18 protein-coding genes, 2 tRNA genes and 1 pseudogene are annotated in these 15,431 nt (G+C 42.6%); 13 read left to right on the top strand and 8 right to left on the bottom strand.

The window, feature by feature from the left end; all coding sequences use genetic code 11:
* Positions 1 to 128: 128 nt before the first annotated feature.
* Together AC0L66_RS24485 and AC0L66_RS24480 are read left to right on the top strand one after the other, a co-directional pair.
* Complete coding sequence (locus tag AC0L66_RS24485) at positions 129 to 839, top strand: pseudouridine synthase (protein WP_473569810.1); 711 nt, start codon at positions 129 to 131, stop codon at positions 837 to 839.
* Positions 840 to 966: 127 nt separating this feature from the next.
* Positions 967 to 1,349 (top strand): annotated as a pseudogene (locus tag AC0L66_RS24480) (nuclear transport factor 2 family protein).
* Between the two features lie 110 nt (positions 1,350 to 1,459).
* Here the strand turns inward: AC0L66_RS24480 and AC0L66_RS24475 are convergent.
* A complete protein-coding gene (locus AC0L66_RS24475; protein WP_473569808.1) occupies positions 1,460 to 1,717 on the bottom strand; it encodes a putative hemolysin in 258 nt (85 codons plus the stop codon).
* A gap of 229 nt (positions 1,718 to 1,946) precedes the next feature.
* Positions 1,947 to 3,485 carry a DUF3943 domain-containing protein gene (locus AC0L66_RS24470; RefSeq protein WP_265674007.1) on the bottom strand — a complete coding sequence of 513 codons (1,539 nt, stop codon included), beginning with the start codon at positions 3,483 to 3,485 and terminating at the stop codon, positions 1,947 to 1,949.
* Between the two features lie 184 nt (positions 3,486 to 3,669).
* Here AC0L66_RS24470 and AC0L66_RS24465 point away from each other — a divergent pair, with 184 nt between their 5' ends.
* From AC0L66_RS24465 to AC0L66_RS24450, 4 genes are all read left to right on the top strand, one after another.
* Complete coding sequence (locus AC0L66_RS24465) at positions 3,670 to 4,188, top strand: NUDIX hydrolase (RefSeq protein WP_265674006.1); 519 nt, start codon at positions 3,670 to 3,672, stop codon at positions 4,186 to 4,188.
* Positions 4,189 to 4,204: 16 nt separating this feature from the next.
* Positions 4,205 to 4,861, top strand: coding sequence for a potassium channel family protein (locus AC0L66_RS24460; RefSeq protein ID WP_265674005.1), 657 nt, complete (start codon positions 4,205 to 4,207; stop codon positions 4,859 to 4,861).
* 169 nt (positions 4,862 to 5,030) lie between these two features.
* On the top strand, positions 5,031 to 5,507 hold the full coding sequence (locus AC0L66_RS24455) for a LabA-like NYN domain-containing protein (RefSeq protein ID WP_265674004.1): 477 nt from the start codon (positions 5,031 to 5,033) through the stop codon (positions 5,505 to 5,507).
* Positions 5,507 to 5,911, top strand: coding sequence for a nitrous oxide-stimulated promoter family protein (locus AC0L66_RS24450; RefSeq protein ID WP_473569806.1), 405 nt, complete (start codon positions 5,507 to 5,509; stop codon positions 5,909 to 5,911). The genes AC0L66_RS24455 and AC0L66_RS24450 overlap by 1 nt, the downstream gene beginning before the upstream one ends.
* Before the next feature lie 23 nt (positions 5,912 to 5,934).
* Here AC0L66_RS24450 and AC0L66_RS24445 read toward each other — a convergent pair whose 3' ends face one another.
* Positions 5,935 to 6,249: an AzlD domain-containing protein gene (locus tag AC0L66_RS24445; RefSeq protein WP_265674003.1), complete on the bottom strand. Its 315-nt coding sequence runs from the start codon at positions 6,247 to 6,249 to the stop codon at positions 5,935 to 5,937.
* A complete protein-coding gene (locus AC0L66_RS24440) occupies positions 6,246 to 6,971 on the bottom strand; it encodes an AzlC family ABC transporter permease (protein ID WP_265674002.1) in 726 nt (241 codons plus the stop codon). The genes AC0L66_RS24445 and AC0L66_RS24440 overlap by 4 nt, the downstream gene beginning before the upstream one ends.
* 292 nt (positions 6,972 to 7,263) lie before the next feature.
* Between AC0L66_RS24440 and AC0L66_RS24435 the strand changes: the two genes are divergently transcribed.
* On the top strand, positions 7,264 to 8,031 hold the full coding sequence (locus tag AC0L66_RS24435; RefSeq protein ID WP_473569804.1) for a hypothetical protein: 768 nt from the start codon (positions 7,264 to 7,266) through the stop codon (positions 8,029 to 8,031).
* Between the two features lie 19 nt (positions 8,032 to 8,050).
* On the opposite strand, the gene AC0L66_RS24430 is transcribed toward AC0L66_RS24435, so the two are convergent.
* From AC0L66_RS24430 to AC0L66_RS24415, 4 genes are all read right to left on the bottom strand, one after another.
* Positions 8,051 to 8,842: an EAL domain-containing protein gene (locus AC0L66_RS24430; protein WP_265674000.1), complete on the bottom strand. Its 792-nt coding sequence runs from the start codon at positions 8,840 to 8,842 to the stop codon at positions 8,051 to 8,053.
* Positions 8,843 to 9,152: 310 nt separating this feature from the next.
* Positions 9,153 to 9,941: a lipase family protein gene (locus tag AC0L66_RS24425; protein WP_265673999.1), complete on the bottom strand. Its 789-nt coding sequence runs from the start codon at positions 9,939 to 9,941 to the stop codon at positions 9,153 to 9,155.
* 127 nt (positions 9,942 to 10,068) lie between these two features.
* Positions 10,069 to 10,701 (bottom strand): hypothetical protein, encoded by a 633-nt coding sequence (locus AC0L66_RS24420; protein ID WP_265673998.1) that lies wholly within the window; start codon positions 10,699 to 10,701, stop codon positions 10,069 to 10,071.
* Between the two features lie 48 nt (positions 10,702 to 10,749).
* Positions 10,750 to 11,394: a helix-turn-helix domain-containing protein gene (locus tag AC0L66_RS24415; RefSeq protein ID WP_265673997.1), complete on the bottom strand. Its 645-nt coding sequence runs from the start codon at positions 11,392 to 11,394 to the stop codon at positions 10,750 to 10,752.
* A gap of 203 nt (positions 11,395 to 11,597) precedes the next feature.
* Here AC0L66_RS24415 and AC0L66_RS24410 point away from each other — a divergent pair, with 203 nt between their 5' ends.
* The 6 genes from AC0L66_RS24410 (at position 11,598) to AC0L66_RS24385 (ending at position 15,408) form a co-directional block, all read left to right on the top strand.
* Positions 11,598 to 11,831, top strand: a complete 234-nt coding sequence (locus AC0L66_RS24410) for a DUF2164 domain-containing protein (RefSeq protein ID WP_265673996.1) — start codon at positions 11,598 to 11,600, stop codon at positions 11,829 to 11,831.
* Positions 11,832 to 11,996: 165 nt separating this feature from the next.
* Positions 11,997 to 12,539 (top strand): cytochrome b, encoded by a 543-nt coding sequence (locus AC0L66_RS24405; RefSeq protein WP_265673995.1) that lies wholly within the window; start codon positions 11,997 to 11,999, stop codon positions 12,537 to 12,539.
* Complete coding sequence (locus AC0L66_RS24400; protein WP_265673994.1) at positions 12,536 to 13,105, top strand: YceI family protein; 570 nt, start codon at positions 12,536 to 12,538, stop codon at positions 13,103 to 13,105. The genes AC0L66_RS24405 and AC0L66_RS24400 overlap by 4 nt, the downstream gene beginning before the upstream one ends.
* 307 nt (positions 13,106 to 13,412) lie before the next feature.
* Positions 13,413 to 13,500: transfer RNA gene (locus AC0L66_RS24395), tRNA-Leu, on the top strand.
* 67 nt (positions 13,501 to 13,567) lie between these two features.
* Positions 13,568 to 13,641, top strand: a tRNA-Cys gene (locus tag AC0L66_RS24390).
* Between the two features lie 465 nt (positions 13,642 to 14,106).
* Positions 14,107 to 15,408 carry a DUF6271 family protein gene (locus AC0L66_RS24385; RefSeq protein ID WP_473569800.1) on the top strand — a complete coding sequence of 434 codons (1,302 nt, stop codon included), beginning with the start codon at positions 14,107 to 14,109 and terminating at the stop codon, positions 15,406 to 15,408.
* The last annotated feature ends 23 nt before the right edge of the window (positions 15,409 to 15,431 follow it).

The raw sequence follows: 15,431 nt of genomic DNA, 5'->3' as shown, positions 1-15,431 counted from the left end.
AAAGTCGCAATACGTTTTCAAAGTTGTCGATTTTTCCGGTATCAGTGGACTTGCTAAGCAATGCTAAGCATTGCTAAATATTGCTGAGTGCGCATAATGGCGGCGAAGACTATTAGGAGAATCATGAAATGCGGCTAGATCGATTTGTCTGTAAAAGCACCGAACTAACACGAGCGCAAGCCTGCTCCGTGATTGAACGCGGCGAGGTGTGCGTTAATGGACAAACGATGACAAGTGAACGTACTCAGGTACATGAAAATAACCAAGTGACATTGAACGGAGTGAAGCTATCGTGTCGTCCGTTTCGTTATCTTCTACTGAATAAGAAGGCAGGGACGATTTGCTCAAATATCGATGAAGTATACCCCTCATTATTTAACAGTATTGATATCCAGCATCGTGATGAACTCCATATCGCGGGGCGCTTAGATGCTGACACGACGGGATTGGTACTCATTACCGATGATGGGCGTTGGTCTTTCAATATCATTACGCCTTCGAAACAATGTAGCAAAGTCTATCGAGTCAGTTTATCAAAACCTATTGATACCAGTGCCGTTGGTAAGTTTAAAGATGGGGTTCAGTTGCAAGGAGAAGCCCAACTGACTAAGCCAGCCATCTTAACCATTATTACCCCTCAGGATGTACGTTTAACCATCACTGAAGGCAAGTTTCATCAAGTGAAACGTATGTTTGCAAGCATTGGCAATAAAGTCGTGAAACTCCATCGTGAACGGATTGGTGATATACAGCTGGACGTTGAGCCTGGGGAATGGCGCTATTTAACGCAGTTAGAAGTAGAAAGCTTCTTTAATAGAGACCGCCATGAGGGTGAATAATACCTTATTAATTATTTACAGTTTGGGTTTGGGAACCTAAGGCCTGCCAATTACAGTGGGACGAGAACTGGTATTTCCTGCGAACAACGCCTACGGTTTAGCGTAAATACGGAGTGGGAGGTTGACGATGAACAGTCAAGTTGAGCAAAATAAAAAGCATGCTGTCGAGTTCTACAAAATGGCGTACTTAGGCTGCCCGGAAAAAGCAGTAGAGCTGTATGTTGGTGATGAATACATACAGCACAACCCCGTTGTCATGGATGGCAAGCTAGGGTTTATAGATTACTTTCAACAAATGGCGACGGAATATCCTCAAAAGAATATCGAGTTTTTGCGTGTGATTGGTGAAGGAAATTTAGTCGCATTGCATACTCACCAACAGTGGCCCGATGGCGACGAGTACGTCACCATGGATTTTTTCGGTTCGATAATGATGGAAAAATCGTCGAGCACTGGGATGCAATTCAGCAGGTGCCAGATCGTTCATTAAATGATCATTCAATGTTCTAATGACATTTATGTGGAAGCGTAGGTACGGATACTAAAGTGGTAAAATTAAGGTGTTTAAATGAAAGTGGTTAAATAAAGGGCACTGCTGTCGAGCGCCCTTTATATAGGTATTAGTTTTCTTCTTTTTTATTTCTATTTTCGTAATAGTCCCAAACGGTGTATTTTTCTTCGTCAGAAATAACACAGTAAGGTACACGCTTACCATTTTCTGTTACACGTGCCAATTTATTGCCTTGCTCAACACAATAAACATAAGCTGGGTCGCTAATGGCTGTGATTTCATCGACATCATATTCGTCAGGTTCACTTGCACAACCTGCCATAATACCTACTGCAATCGCACCAATCATCCATTTTGCTGTTTTCATTCTTTCTCCTAGTTGGAAATCTGGCTTTTGGTTAAGTGTAGGAGATCTCAGAGAAAAAGTGTTTTGATTCGGTCAAAATATTTACATTTAATCGACAAATAGTTGAGATATTGTGTTTGTGTCTACAATTCCTACAAATTTGTATGTTGACGTCCATCTTTAAGTCGAACGACGCACTATCGTCCTTGGTATTGTGGCCTTCACCACGATACCAAGGCATCGTGGTTGATTAGATGTATTTATTGCCTTCACCAAAGCGGTAAATCAAGCGTGAGCCCATTATATGATCTCGCGCACCGGAATTGCGGTGGTAGGCGTATTTCCAGTCGGCTTGCAGTGACCAATTGGCATTGATTGAGTAATGCACGCCCGTACCAATATTCCACTGTAATTTCTTAGTATCCCGATCTTTATCAAGCATTGCTTCACCAACCCCCGCATTGAGGTATGGCTTAACAGGGCTACCAGGGAGTAAATAGTATTGAAAATCTAAACTGTAGTTTTCATAAACATGCTTTTGGTTGCTCACGGTTGACTCGTAGTTGCCTTGCATATAGCCAAGACGCGTCGAGAACTGCTCTGTGAAATAAAGTCCCAGTGTAAATGCTGGGGCAAAGTCGTTTTTGAGGTTACGTTCTTTGTCTAACTGAGGGTAAGCAAACCCAGCGCTGAGACCGACGATACCATATGTGACTGGATCATCCGTGTATTGATGGTAGTTTTTCTTCTGACGACGTTTCAAGCTGTCATCGGTCTCACCGGCGCCAAAGGCATATTGTACTTGAACTTGATATTTGGTTTCCACTTCGCCATTTCTAAGGACATTGGAATGCGCACCGACAAAGCCAGTACCGGCTTTTACTATTTCTCTGCCCGCAACGTTGTTGACGCCGCGACCAAGGCTGTCGACAGGGTCTAAGAAGAACAGTGCTGTCGAGCCGAGTGCGTCGGATCCCCAAACTGTTCCGCCGCCGAGGCGAATCTCTTTTTCTTTGTTAAATGCCCATTCACCGTATACCCAACCAAGAGTAGGGGTGACGACAAGATCTTGAATGGAGGGGACTTCTGCAAAGGCTTCTATGCCGTATTCCCAGTAAAATGTCGACATTAACGTGGAATACATAAAGGCATCCCATTGGCGATAGCCTGATTTTCGCGCCGCTTGGTAATAGACGCCACCAAAATAAGGATGTCCAATATAGTTGATGACGTGGTCATCTCGATCCCATACCGGACCAGATTGTACGTTGTCCCACCACTTGTTCATGAGTTGAACGTCGTCTTTTTCCCAGTTTGTAATGGATTCAGGCATAAGTGCCAACACACCCGCAACACCCACACCATAAGCAAAGATAGACTTAGTTTGCGACCAAAGGCGCTCGCTATCTTCACCATTTTGAGGGTTAAATAGAGAGACTTGATAAGGTGAGTCATAAAAACTGACTTGCTCAACAGTGGTTTCGTTTTGACGCAACTCTTCAAAACTACTATTGGTGGAAATAGAGCGATAGCCGAGTTCATTCCAAGTTCGATATTGTTGTGCGGTCAGTGCTTGGTGGCTCAAGGGCTCTTCAGCCGCCACAGCTTGTTTTAGCAAGTCTTCTTGAGTGAGCGCAGACGTGTCAGTATTGACGTCGATTTGCTCAGTTGCATTTGCCAAAGGGGCAAATACGCCCATGAGTGTTAGAGCGATGACTGATAGTCTCACTCCGGACTTGGGTGTTGTCGCTCTAGGGGAAGTGGAGATTGGCAATGGATAAACATTCATAATATAAAGGGACTTAGCTCACAGTGTAGTGTTTAGTTGCTTAACATCCCTTTAAGCGAGGGAGTAATAATACAGCGTTCATTTATGATAGTCCCTTCTGAAATAACAATAAAACTGTGTCAAAGTGTAAATGTTCATTTATGTGATAGACTTCTCGCAGTATTACCACGTTGTCGAGCAAAACATGAGAAAGATTACTACCGCGATTCATCCAGATATTGATCATTTGGACGACAAAAAAATTTACCACCGAAAGGCGACCCGAGCGATAGCGATAGATGGCGAACAGATTCTATTACTGTATACCGAGCGTTATCATGACTACTCTCTACCGGGTGGTGGGTTAGATGAGGGGGAAGATGTCATTGCAGGTATGGTCAGAGAGCTAGAAGAAGAAACGGGTGCTAAGAATATTCATGGTATTAAGCCGTTTGGTATTTATGAAGAATTTCGCCCTTGGCATAAACAGGATGCGGATGTCGTTCATATGGTGTCTTACTGTTATTCTTGTAAGGTTGACCGACAGCTGGGTAAAACCGCTTACGAGGATTATGAAATCAAAAATGGTATGAAGCCAGTTTGGATTAATATACATGAAGCGATAGCCTTCAATGAGAAGACCATTGCTGAAAGTGATAAAAAAGGTATGAGTATCGAAAGAGAAACATACCTGCTGCATTTAATCGCCAAAGAAATGCTGTAATTGAGGAGAGACGGTTTTGAAACTAGTGACGAAAGACGATAACTTTTTCTTTTTGCTGGGCTCGCTATTGGTTCTATTTTTCCTGAGTGCCGTTGTCCATCAATTTAAAGACGATGCGCAGTCGTATGTATTGGCGCTACTTGTACTTTGCATGTCGACGTCGATTGTTGGTGTGCATCGTAAGCAGACGTTCTATCGCTCTTGGTATGCCGTTATGCTGGTGGTCATTGTGACCTCGGGAACGATTACTTTATTTGAAAACAAAGATCTGTCTTTAGTGACGATGTCAGCAATGCTGTGTTTTGTACTCGCACAAACGTATTCAGCGCTAAAGCAGGTGGTGATGGCGAAAAAAGTCACGTTGAATCAAATAGTGGGCTCGATTTGTGTTTACTTGCTATTTGGATTAAGTTTTACGTTTATCTACCTGATTCAACTTGAGTTATTTGTTGACCCTTTCAATGGGATAAGTCATAAACCATGGTTGGATAATTTGTTTGAAGTGATTTACTTTAGCTTTATTACGCTCACAACAGTCGGTTATGGTGACATTTCTCCAACGCTCGCGATTCCTAAATTTTTCGTCTTTTTGGAGTCAATCACAGGCAGCTTTTATCTTGCGATCATGGTTGCGAGCCTAGTGAGCAGCCACCTGGCACAGAAAAATGAGTAATCTGTTATTGATTTAACCTAGTGTTCGTTAACTTTTATACAGAGTAAGCCTCCAATTTATGATGACAATTGGAGGCTTTTTTGATGGTATGACGATATGCCAGTACTGAAGGCATCCACGAGCAAGATAGATCTGTTATGATGTGAAAAAATCCGCTTAGGTCGAAGTTATGGAAACCATCGCAGTCCTTGTTGACGTTCAAAATATTTACTACACCACCCGCCAAGCTTTTAAAAGTCGCTTTGACTACAATGCGTTATGGCGCCAGCTTTCAGAACAGTATCAAATTACATCGGCGAATGCGTACGCCATTTCCTCAACCGATCCTAAGCAAAGACAATTCCATCATATTTTGCGAGGCATTGGCTTCAAGGTCCATCTTAAGCCTTTTATTCAGCGCTCAGATGGCAGCGCAAAAGGGGATTGGGATGTTGGTATCGCGTTAGATGCGATTGAGTTGGCCGCCGATGTGGACCGGATTGTCTTATTGTCCGGAGATGGAGACTTTCAAATTCTTGTGGAGCGTATCCAACAACGCTTTGGTAAGAAAGTGACCGTTATCAGTGCACGTGCATTAACCGCTAATAATTTGATTGACGTTGCTGACGACTATCAACCCATTGATGATACATTGTTGATTTACTAATGACGATGAAACTTGAATTAAGCTTGTTATCTGGGGAGTTGGCAACAGAGTTCAAAACGGTACAAGCGATGGTCGCGATATATTGTCGTGATCATCATCAAGACGATCATCAAGGTAAAAGCCTGTGCAAGTCTTGCCGTGAGCTAATTGACTACGCCGAAATGCGCTTAGATCGATGCCCGTATGGACAGAAGAAGCCCACCTGTAATAAATGTCCCATTCATTGCTATAAACCGCAACCTAAAGAACAGATGCAAGCCGTGATGCGTTATGCTGGCCCAAGGATGTTATTTCCTCATCCTATTTTATCTATTCGCCACCTCTTACACGAGAGAAGGGCAGTCCCTGCCAAACCAGGAGTGGGTCTGTCTAATCGCTCGCAGCGAAAAAATCGTGGTGAGTAATCTTTTCTATCAAGGCCCACCGCTTAAAATACGGTGAGCTTTAATAATATAAAGAACGCGATACTGACGATAGTGGTTAACAAGACATTGTTGGTAATTTTAGCGCAGATGATGGCAAAAATAGCGCCTAAACAGTAAGGCAAGTTGTCACTCCAGTTTAGCTCGCCATGTGGAAGAAACACGATGGGCCCCCAAATAGCCGTAAGTACGGCTGGACTGGCGTAACTTAGAAAGCGTTTTGCGCTGGCACTGATTCTAAGCGGCAGTTTAGGCTCCAGAAATAGATAGCGGCTCGCGAAAACAATGGAAGTGAGAATTAAAATTACCGCAAAAGTCATGACTTGATTCTCCCTTCCGCTATATAGCCAACACTCATCCCAACGATGCTGGCAATGACCAACCCCATTTCGACGTTCATAGTCGCCAATATTACGGAGGTCACGAGGGCGGAACAGATAGCGAGTAACGTTGCTAACGATTTTATTGTTGGAATGACGATGGCAATGAACGTTGCAGCGACAGCAAATTCCAACCCATATTGCTGTAAGTCTGGAATTTGGCTACCAACTATAAGACCGATCAAGGTGGCGATATTCCAAATCAAATAAAAGGACAGGCCTGCGCCGAGCGCATACCAACGGTTAAATTGCTGCGGCGATTGACGCCCGCAGAGCGCAAACAACTCGTCGGTTAACAGAAAACCGAGTCCAAGGCGCCACCTCAGCGGCAGTGGGGAGATCGACTCCCTCATAGATAGGCCGTAAAGAAAATGTCGAGAAGTAATAAAGAAAATAGTGACCATCATCGTCAGCAGAGTCGCGCCAGACTTGATCATCCCCATGGCAACCAATTGCGCGGCACCGGCAAATAAAATGGCACTCATGGCTTGACCTTCAAAGAAGGTTAATCCGGACTCAATGGCAAAGGAGCCCGCTAAAAATCCCCAAGGAACGACAGCGAGACTTAAAGGCATCATAGAAAGAGACCCTTTGAGAAATAAAGGCAACCTAGTCGCGGGGGCGTCATTTAGACATTTTTTCTTAATGGTATGGTTTGGCATGCATTCCTTGCTTATTTGTGTTTGGCCAGTTACTACTGGCGAGTGCTTCACTGCTGATAAGGAGTATATTGCATCGGCGTTGTGTATCTTCAAGTGTGTACGCATACTAAATGTGAATTATTTTTGTTTTCATAACCTTGCTAGAATCACCAACCCAATTTTAGTTAGGCTTTTTCGCTTGAATATACGACGTGACTTTTCATTACTTAATCGTTTATTGAATCCAGTAATATTGAACTCGGTAATTAACATACGGGTTTATTTGGTATTAATATTTACGTTGACTACATCAATGTGTTGGGCAAAAGATACACTGCCAACAAAAGACGAGGATTATGGTCGAACCTTACCATTCTTTGGTGATCGAGTGCGTGATATGGGAATTACGCTGCCTAAACCGATCGGCATCTCACTGTTTACTCACCAGCAAGAAGACCTGATGAATTTAGGTGACTTTAAAGTTGATGGAGAGCCTGTCGACGACCTTTTACCAAGCGGTGGAAGCTCAACCACTAATACCACCAGCATTGTAGCGGTTCGAGGTGACGTATGGGTGCTGCCATTTTGGGGCTTTAATGCCATGGTAGGCAAAGCAGTGACGTCTTCGAATATTTCAATTGGGGTCAATGATTTTGCCAATGGCAATTTGGCTCGCTTGGAGGTGAATGGCATGGCGACAACGTCTACCGTCACTGCTGTCGGAACTACCCTTGCGTATGGGCATAAGAACTTTTTTGGAACCATCGACGCACAGTACGTATCAACGTCAGTTTCTGGTGTGGGTGTCAGTTTGGACGCACTGGTCATTACCCCTTTAGTTGGTCTTAATATTGGAGATAGTGGTTGGCGAATTGTGATTGGAGGTCAGTATCAGGATTATCAACGCCAGTTAAAAGGCAAGCTTGGCGATATTAAGTTTAGTGCGACACAATCTTCGAGTCGTTGGTCTACAATGGTGGGGCTGCAAAAGGCTTTTGCTGAAAATTGGGAAGCGTCTTTAATGGCGCAAAGTGGCAAAACGCGTGAAGGCGTAACTTTTATGCTTGGTAAGCGTTTTTAAATTCCGTTAAGGGAAAGCACTAGACGACTTGCTTGAGTCTTGGTTCAAGTGCCATGGGGACGGCTAAGTGGAAGCCTTGATAGAAATCAAAGCCTAACGATCTCATTATTGCCAGTTGTTCGTCGGTTTCTATTCCTTCTATCACGGTTTTTGCACCATTTGCTTTAGCCAGTGCGATGCCATCAACAAGTGGGGATTTCTTTCCTGCGATGTAATCCAACAATAGTTGGCGATCAAATTTCAGAATATTGGGGCGAATGGATGCCACTCTTTCTGGGTTTGACTCCTTACAGCCGAAGTCATCAATCGCTATAAGAAAATCCGCATCACTTAAGTGTTTTGCTGCCGAAGCCAATGTTCTTGGGCTAAACGCGGTTAGCTCAACCAATTCTACTACGACACGTTTGCAGTCTATCTGAAGTGCTTTTAAGCGTGACATCAATAAGGATGATTGAAGTCCTTCTGCGGCTAACCGTTCACTGGAAATCGGGAGAAAGTTCAGAAATAGTAGCCTTTCTCGATACTCAGACATACTGAAATTTCGAATGTGAATTACGCGACTTAATCGGTCAACGTTCAGTTGGTCAGAGAGAGGAATACTTTCATTTTGGAAAAAAAGATTAGGTGGAATAGGTTTGTTATCTTGGTCATAAAGTCGAACTAGCGCTTCCATACCAATAATTGTACCAGCACGACAGAAGATCGGTTGAAAAACACTTTTTAATATAAGGTCTTTATATTTTGCGACATAGCTTCCAGTATGGTCGATCTTAATTCGTTGTGTAAATTGGTGCTTGTCAGTGAGTAGCATGAAGATAACATTTATTCGAGATATTCATATAATAATGTCATGAGTGGAAAATAAGTCAAATTCACCATGGTTATGAAAGGTGCCTAATTGGGTTAATTGTCCAATGTTATCGTTGAGAAGATAGTGTACTCAGCTGATGAACCTTGAAATTTTAGTGATATAATTCATTGTTTTCAAAATAATCAAATTCATAAATAGCGATATTTATTCAAAAGTTGACGAAGCTCAATAACATGCAAAGCTATTGGTTGATTTTTAATCAGAAAGAAAATTCGTTGATATTTAGTTAAAATATCGACACACCTCTCATTTATCTCTCATCGAAATAATCTTTATTGCGAATATATTTACTCATTAAGTGATATGAAAAAGGTCGGATGAGCCAAGAAACAACGGAACGACTGAATCGCACGACTGAAGGGGTATTCTCGAAAATACGACCATTATAGAGCCATAACATTTTGCCAACATGCCAATAAGCAAACGGTAGCGGTGGGAGGAAAGTGACGATGTCCAGGTCACAACAGATTCGATAGGTCTTATGAGCCAGATTAAAGTGCTTTTTAAAGCGCCACCCACCGATAGCGGGCTGCCCGAAGGTGACGATTCGCTTAATGGATTTAGGGTGCTTCTGTTCTAATGCATCGGCTATCACACAGCCGATTGCTCCCCCTGATGAGTGCCCAGTAATCGTAATTCTTTTGCCATTCTCAATGAGTCCACTGGCGATCACCATGGTACGTTCAAACAGTGATAAACCGAGAGTATCTAACTTGTGACTCGGCTGGCTTTCTTGATTGAGTATAAAATGAAACCCAGCATGGATGGAGTAATCGAGACCGAATGCTTGGCATGAGCGTTGCCATAGCGCAAAATTAAGTAGCCAATCGCTGACGCTATGAGATCCTTTGATAACGATGATGGCTTCTTCTTGATGTTTGTTCCATAAAACTCTAACGACGGTTTTACCCGAACGGTTAGCGATTGTTCTCTGACCGTTCGGGTCAAACCCATAGCGTGTTTGTTTAAATATGCGAGGGTAAGCAAGGTTACAGAGCACAGCGTAACGTTCATATTGATATCGTTTAAGACTTTTCATGAATAGGCGAGGCCAGAACTCATACAGCTAACGTAAACATATCCCTTACTATGCAAAATTCGCGTGAACCTTTAATGACAGAAACCGACACGAAGCATTTAACGCTTCATTGATTACCATTCATGTATTAGCTTTGAACAATAGCGTAAAGTTGGACGTACTTTTTAAGTGAATCCCCGTATTTGGCTCGCTTAATGGGGTGGGAATATAAAATATAACGTGGTGTTAATTGGTTGCGAGCTAGCAAACGTTGGCGCAAATAGCTGGGGCTTTCGGCTAGTTTGACTCCTTGTTGAGCGTATAAGTCACGGTCTTCTGGCAATTGATGCGTCCACCAGTGGATAATCTCTCTGCTAAAGATATTACGATTCATCCAGTGGTCGGCGATGAGCACCAATAAATCATGGGGTTGGATGGCAAATCGATATTCTGATTGCCATTCTTGAATCTTTTCAAGCAAACGCTCTCGGCTCGAAGGACTCGCGTTAACAAAGTGATGCGTGATCACCCAAACGGTACCTTGAGAGGAAGACACACGATAATGTTGGGGGGCTTCTGAGCGTTTATTTAATTCAATCGGCGCATATTCGCAGTGCTGACTTGCGCCAGTTTGATTTGCTACTAATCGTTTGACAAATGCGAGAGCCAAGTGGTGCTCAGTCATTCCCTTATTGTGAACAGCAGGGTAGTGGTGAGCACATAGCGTTAAACAGTCACCTTCAAATTGATTTAAGCTGTGAACAACAACATCAAGAAGCACGGTCTATTCCTTAACCTAGCTGCATTTGGTAAATGCAGCATTTTTTAATTAGCCACGCTTGGACCATGTGCCCCAGCGCACCACACCAATAACATCAATCTCGTCATCCATTACTTGATGAATGGCATTTTTCGATGTGTCATCACCATACCAAACATGAATGACTGCACCGATTTTGACTAATGTGAAAAATTCTGGGTAATCATTACCTGGTAAGCGAGCCAGGACAATATCATCATTTACCCATTCTTGGCCTTGTTCAACAAGCGCTACGCAGTCCCATTTGTATGATAGCGCCCCTGACACAGGGTATAACACGCCGAAGCAGTTGTTATGTTTGCTAGGAACAGGAATGGAGCTCACAGAGTCAGCTTGCTCACCGCTTAGCAGGCGTGGGACTTCGGTTCTTGTATAAACACTGACAGTAGATGCACCGACGTTTACCGCGTTTGTTAATGTTTGCGCGTGGGTATGCTTATCACCAATACCGAAGCATAACCAATGAGGTTGAACTTTAAAATACTGAGCAATGAGGGCAAGATCTTCTATTGAAGGGTAGGTTCTTGTCGCGCCTTTTGTCAGATAGCGACCAATGGTTGCCTTACCTTTTCCAATTGCTTCGGCCAGTTCGTGGTTAGTCACTCCGTGTTCTTTCAATAATTGAGTGATGCGTTCTTGATACCCTGTGTTCATGGTTCCTCCGTATATTTGCACTCAGCATAGTGGTTTAGTTTCAAAAATGAAACAGAGATTCATAAATAATCGAAATAATGAGAGGTGGTTGGAATAACGCGTATGGATGGTGTGTTAAAACTTGAATGATTTAAAACCCTATGCGTCATAGAAGATAAAATGTAACATTATGTGATACACGTTGAGTATGAAAGAAGGGCGCGATGTTTGATTCAAAGCAACGAAATGACATTATTATTCAATTGCAACAGTACTTTTCTGAAGAATTGGAGCAAGATTTAGGGCAGTTTGATGCCGAGTTTTTATTGGACTTTCTCATCAAAAAATTGGGTCCAGCCTTTTACAACAAGGGATTAGAGGATGCCAAAGCGGTACTCGAACGCAGAGTGCTCGATATTGGAGATGAACTGTATGAAATAGAGATGCCGTTGGACTAGCGTAGGGTCGCAAATTGTTGTGGTTGAGTTAGTTCGAAAAAATTGAATGACTTTATCAAGCCTTCCCTATCGTCGTAATGTCAATTTAAGTAAATACTGTATCTCAAGCGTTAAATAGTCGTTAATATGACGAATGATAATTGGTATCAATAAATGGAAAGGAAAATGGCAACAACCACGGTTCAAAATTACAACGCTGTCTCAAGAGCACTGCATTGGTTATCCGCTTTGGTGATCATTGGTATGTTTGCAGTCGGACTTTGGATGGTTGATCTTACGTATTATAGCGAGTGGTATAAAACAGCGCCGCATTGGCATAAATCGGTGGGCATACTCTTGGCTGTGATTACTATAGTTAGATTAATTTGGAAGCATGTAACGCCTAGTCCTGATATAGAAGGTTCTGCCTTTGAAAAAATGGGGGCTAAAGTAGGACATCTGATGATGTACATTGCGTTACTGGTCATTTTCACCAGTGGTTACTTGATATCAACGTCAGATGGTCGAGGTATAGACGTTTTTGAATGGTTTACAGTTCCAGCATTAGGTGAACTCTTTGCAAATCAGTCTGATATTGCAGGGGAGGTTCATTTCTATGCCGCTTGGTTTGTTATTTTAGCCGCTGCAGGGCATGCGTTAGCCGCCTTAAAGCATCACTTTATCAATAAAGATAATACTCTTCGAAAAATGTTAGGAGTTTCGAAATGAAAAAGACACTAATCGCTACAGGAATGGCAGTGGCAATGATGTTGCCACTAGGTGCAAATGCCGCTGATTACGCTATTGATACTAAAGGCGCCCACGCCTCAGTGAACTTTAAGGTGAGCCATTTAGGTTACAGCTTTATTCAAGGTCGCTTTAACGACTTCTCTGGTCAGTTTAGCTATGATCCTGCAAACGTTGCTGCCTCTTCGGTGGAAGTCACCGTCGACACAACAAGTCTGGACTCGAATCATGCCGAACGTGATAAGCACATTCGTAGCTCTGATTTTATCGATGCAGGTAAGTACGGTGAGGCAGTGTTTAAAAGTACAGGTGTGAAAGACAATGGTGATGGCAAGTTAGACATTACAGGGGATCTTACCCTTCATGGTGTGACCCAGCCGATTACCATCAACGCTGAGTTTATTGGCGCTGGCCAAGACCCGTGGGGCGGTGAGCGCGCTGGTTTTTATGGAACTACTCGTTTGGAGTTAGTGGACTTTAAGATTCCTGTCATGGGCGCATCAAGCTACGTAGATATGGAACTGCACATTGAAGGTGTGCAAAAATAAGCGTGAATCTGTAGTTAGCAACTTCTTAGAGGTAAACCCTGATTTAGATGATCAGGGTTTTTTTATGGCTCAGGATTAACATTTTGGTTAATCCTGTCTGGGAGTCATCGAAAATAAAAAACTCGTCATTTATAAAAGCAACGACGGTGCAGTTAGTACCTAAGATTTTGGTGGGGCTTTGTGCAGATAGTTGGGAATTTAACCATATGATTCATAAAGTAAGAATTTACGGTTGACCCAGAATCATATTAGGGTAAAGTACGTCTCGTCCTCACGGTGAAGCGAGAGGATGATGGTGTTTGCATGTGCCCTGGTGGTGGAATTGGTAGACACAAGGGATTTAAAATCCCTCGACGTTCGCGTTGTGCCTAGCTCAAGTCCGGCCCGGGGCACCATCTCAATGATCAGTTACGTAACTAAGCGTAGTTGCCAGTGAATTTACAGATACCAGTACCAGATAAAGGCGCCTTGGCAGAGTGGCTATGCAGCGGATTGCAAATCCGTGGACCTCGGTTCGACTCCGGGAGGCGCCTCCAATATTCATCATCAAATTGCATGATAGCTTGATGATGAGAGATAAAGTCACCAGCTCAGGCTGGTTTTTTTATGCCTGAAATTTGAAGCCCTCGCCAGTACATGCTGGCGAGGGCTTTCCTATTCTAAGAACATGCAGCGCTTTTATAGCAGTATGCTATTGCTGTCTTCACGTACGAATACCCATCTCCAATCTCGACTCAGGTTCAACTTGTCAGTGAGCGCGTATTCAACATACTCACTCCGCGTTTAAATAGAGACTTCAGTATCACGTTGTCCCAATCACACTTGGCAATGTCCACTATTTTGTTGGCTTAGTTTCTTTTGTTGTACTGCTCGCAAACTTCTGCCATGCAACTGGAAGAGTATGCATATGCAATAGAAACTTAGCGCAATTCAGTCTATGTGTACAAATCGGTGAGGCATGACATTTTTAGTTCAGCGGCTTCGCATAATAAGGAGCTTTAGTGAAGAAAATTTGTCTTTTTTTACCCACCAACCGAGAATGCGCCAACGCGATTGGCTTGATGATCAAAGAAGCTAAATATGCGGTTGATAATTTTGATGTGCTTGTTCATGTTTTAATTTTGGATACTTCAAGCGGGGATGAATATAAATCAAACCTTGAAGCTGTTAAGCAGTATGACCAAGTAAATAAAGTATCAGTTTCATATTTTGATGATAAGAGACAGAAAAGTTTTATCCGCAATGTTATATATGATGCAAAACAGCATGACGTGATGGCGAGGTTGTTAGCGATAATGCTGCCTGAAGGCTGTTCTTATGGGGCGTGCACGAATAGAGGTTTTTTAATCAGTACCGCTTTTGGTTGTGACAGTATTCACCGAAGAGATTCTGATAGTCGATTACAGAGAGTCAACGGTGAATATATTTTTCCTATCTACCAGGAGCTTCGCTCTCTATCTCAAAATGCTCATGATGTATCTGGAAAGGTTGATTATGTGACCTTGTTACCTGAGCAAGAGCAGATGCCTGTTTCGTTGGTCGGAGGCGCCTTTATTGGCGCAATGTCTGTAGATGTTCAAGAGATGCAAAGCATAAACTCAGACGTTTATGAGACAATTGTTAGCCTTGATGTTCCAGACAGCTACTCTGAGGCCCAGAGGAAAGAATTTGTAGAGAAGTCATTTAAAGGTAATGGAATAGAACGATTTAACGGTGATAAGTCGATCCTATGCTCTGTTGATCCCTATGCGGTCGATATGTGCAATGTCAGTTTCTATAAAGTGCACCAAAAAATACCGCTTCCTCCGGCGAAGTCTACCATCGCTTCTGACTACTTTCTTATACATATGATTAATAGCTCAAAACTTCCAGGTGTAGAGCACAATAGACATATAGATAACTACCATACCCCAGAAAGAAAAACAGATGATGGTTTCTTCGATTATCAAATTAGGTTGGTTAAGTATTATGTATCTCTTAATTATTTCGGTTTTATTTTTTCCAGATTAGATGAACTTGGATTAGAGCTACTAGACCATGATTACCAAGTTAATTCGGAAGTTGTTTTGGGGGTGATAGAAGAAAGTCTAAAACTCGATCAGGAAACAGCTAAAAAGACGCTGAATATAATTATTAAAGAATATGCTAAACTCGGCGGTCGTTATGAAAAACTCTCACGTATAATTAGTGATCGATTCAGTGAGTTATTGTCCGAAGCCAAATCTGATATGGAGGACTTTATATTTTTAACGGAGGTTTGGCCTTCACTAATAAATTCAAGTAAGAAGCAAGTTAGCATTTAATTATCAGCGGAAGATAAATTACG

This window comes from Vibrio sp. GJ43-1 (genome assembly GCF_055808835.1).
The sequence above is the reverse complement of the archived record's forward strand: the minus strand, read 5'-3'. Positions and strand labels throughout refer to the sequence as shown.

Excerpts from the sequence above, each read along its gene's own strand:
- AC0L66_RS24455 (WP_265674004.1), top strand. The coding sequence starts at position 5,031 with ATGGAAACCATCGCAGTCCTTGTTGACGTTCAAAATATTTACTACACC.
- AC0L66_RS24465 (WP_265674006.1), top strand. The coding sequence starts at position 3,670 with ATGAGAAAGATTACTACCGCGATTCATCCAGATATTGATCATTTGGAC.
- AC0L66_RS24405 (WP_265673995.1), top strand. The coding sequence starts at position 11,997 with ATGGCAACAACCACGGTTCAAAATTACAACGCTGTCTCAAGAGCACTG.
- AC0L66_RS24430 (WP_265674000.1), bottom strand. The coding sequence starts at position 8,842 with ATGCTACTCACTGACAAGCACCAATTTACACAACGAATTAAGATCGAC.
- AC0L66_RS24440 (WP_265674002.1), bottom strand. The coding sequence starts at position 6,971 with ATGCCAAACCATACCATTAAGAAAAAATGTCTAAATGACGCCCCCGCG.
- AC0L66_RS24415 (WP_265673997.1), bottom strand. The coding sequence starts at position 11,394 with ATGAACACAGGGTATCAAGAACGCATCACTCAATTATTGAAAGAACAC.
- AC0L66_RS24475 (WP_473569808.1), bottom strand. The coding sequence starts at position 1,717 with ATGAAAACAGCAAAATGGATGATTGGTGCGATTGCAGTAGGTATTATG.
- AC0L66_RS24400 (WP_265673994.1), top strand. The coding sequence starts at position 12,536 with ATGAAAAAGACACTAATCGCTACAGGAATGGCAGTGGCAATGATGTTG.
- AC0L66_RS24470 (WP_265674007.1), bottom strand. The coding sequence starts at position 3,485 with ATGAATGTTTATCCATTGCCAATCTCCACTTCCCCTAGAGCGACAACA.
- AC0L66_RS24485 (WP_473569810.1), top strand. The coding sequence starts at position 129 with ATGCGGCTAGATCGATTTGTCTGTAAAAGCACCGAACTAACACGAGCG.
- AC0L66_RS24450 (WP_473569806.1), top strand. The coding sequence starts at position 5,507 with ATGACGATGAAACTTGAATTAAGCTTGTTATCTGGGGAGTTGGCAACA.
- AC0L66_RS24410 (WP_265673996.1), top strand. The coding sequence starts at position 11,598 with ATGTTTGATTCAAAGCAACGAAATGACATTATTATTCAATTGCAACAG.
- AC0L66_RS24425 (WP_265673999.1), bottom strand. The coding sequence starts at position 9,941 with ATGAAAAGTCTTAAACGATATCAATATGAACGTTACGCTGTGCTCTGT.
- AC0L66_RS24435 (WP_473569804.1), top strand. The coding sequence starts at position 7,264 with ATGTGTTGGGCAAAAGATACACTGCCAACAAAAGACGAGGATTATGGT.
- AC0L66_RS24445 (WP_265674003.1), bottom strand. The coding sequence starts at position 6,249 with ATGACTTTTGCGGTAATTTTAATTCTCACTTCCATTGTTTTCGCGAGC.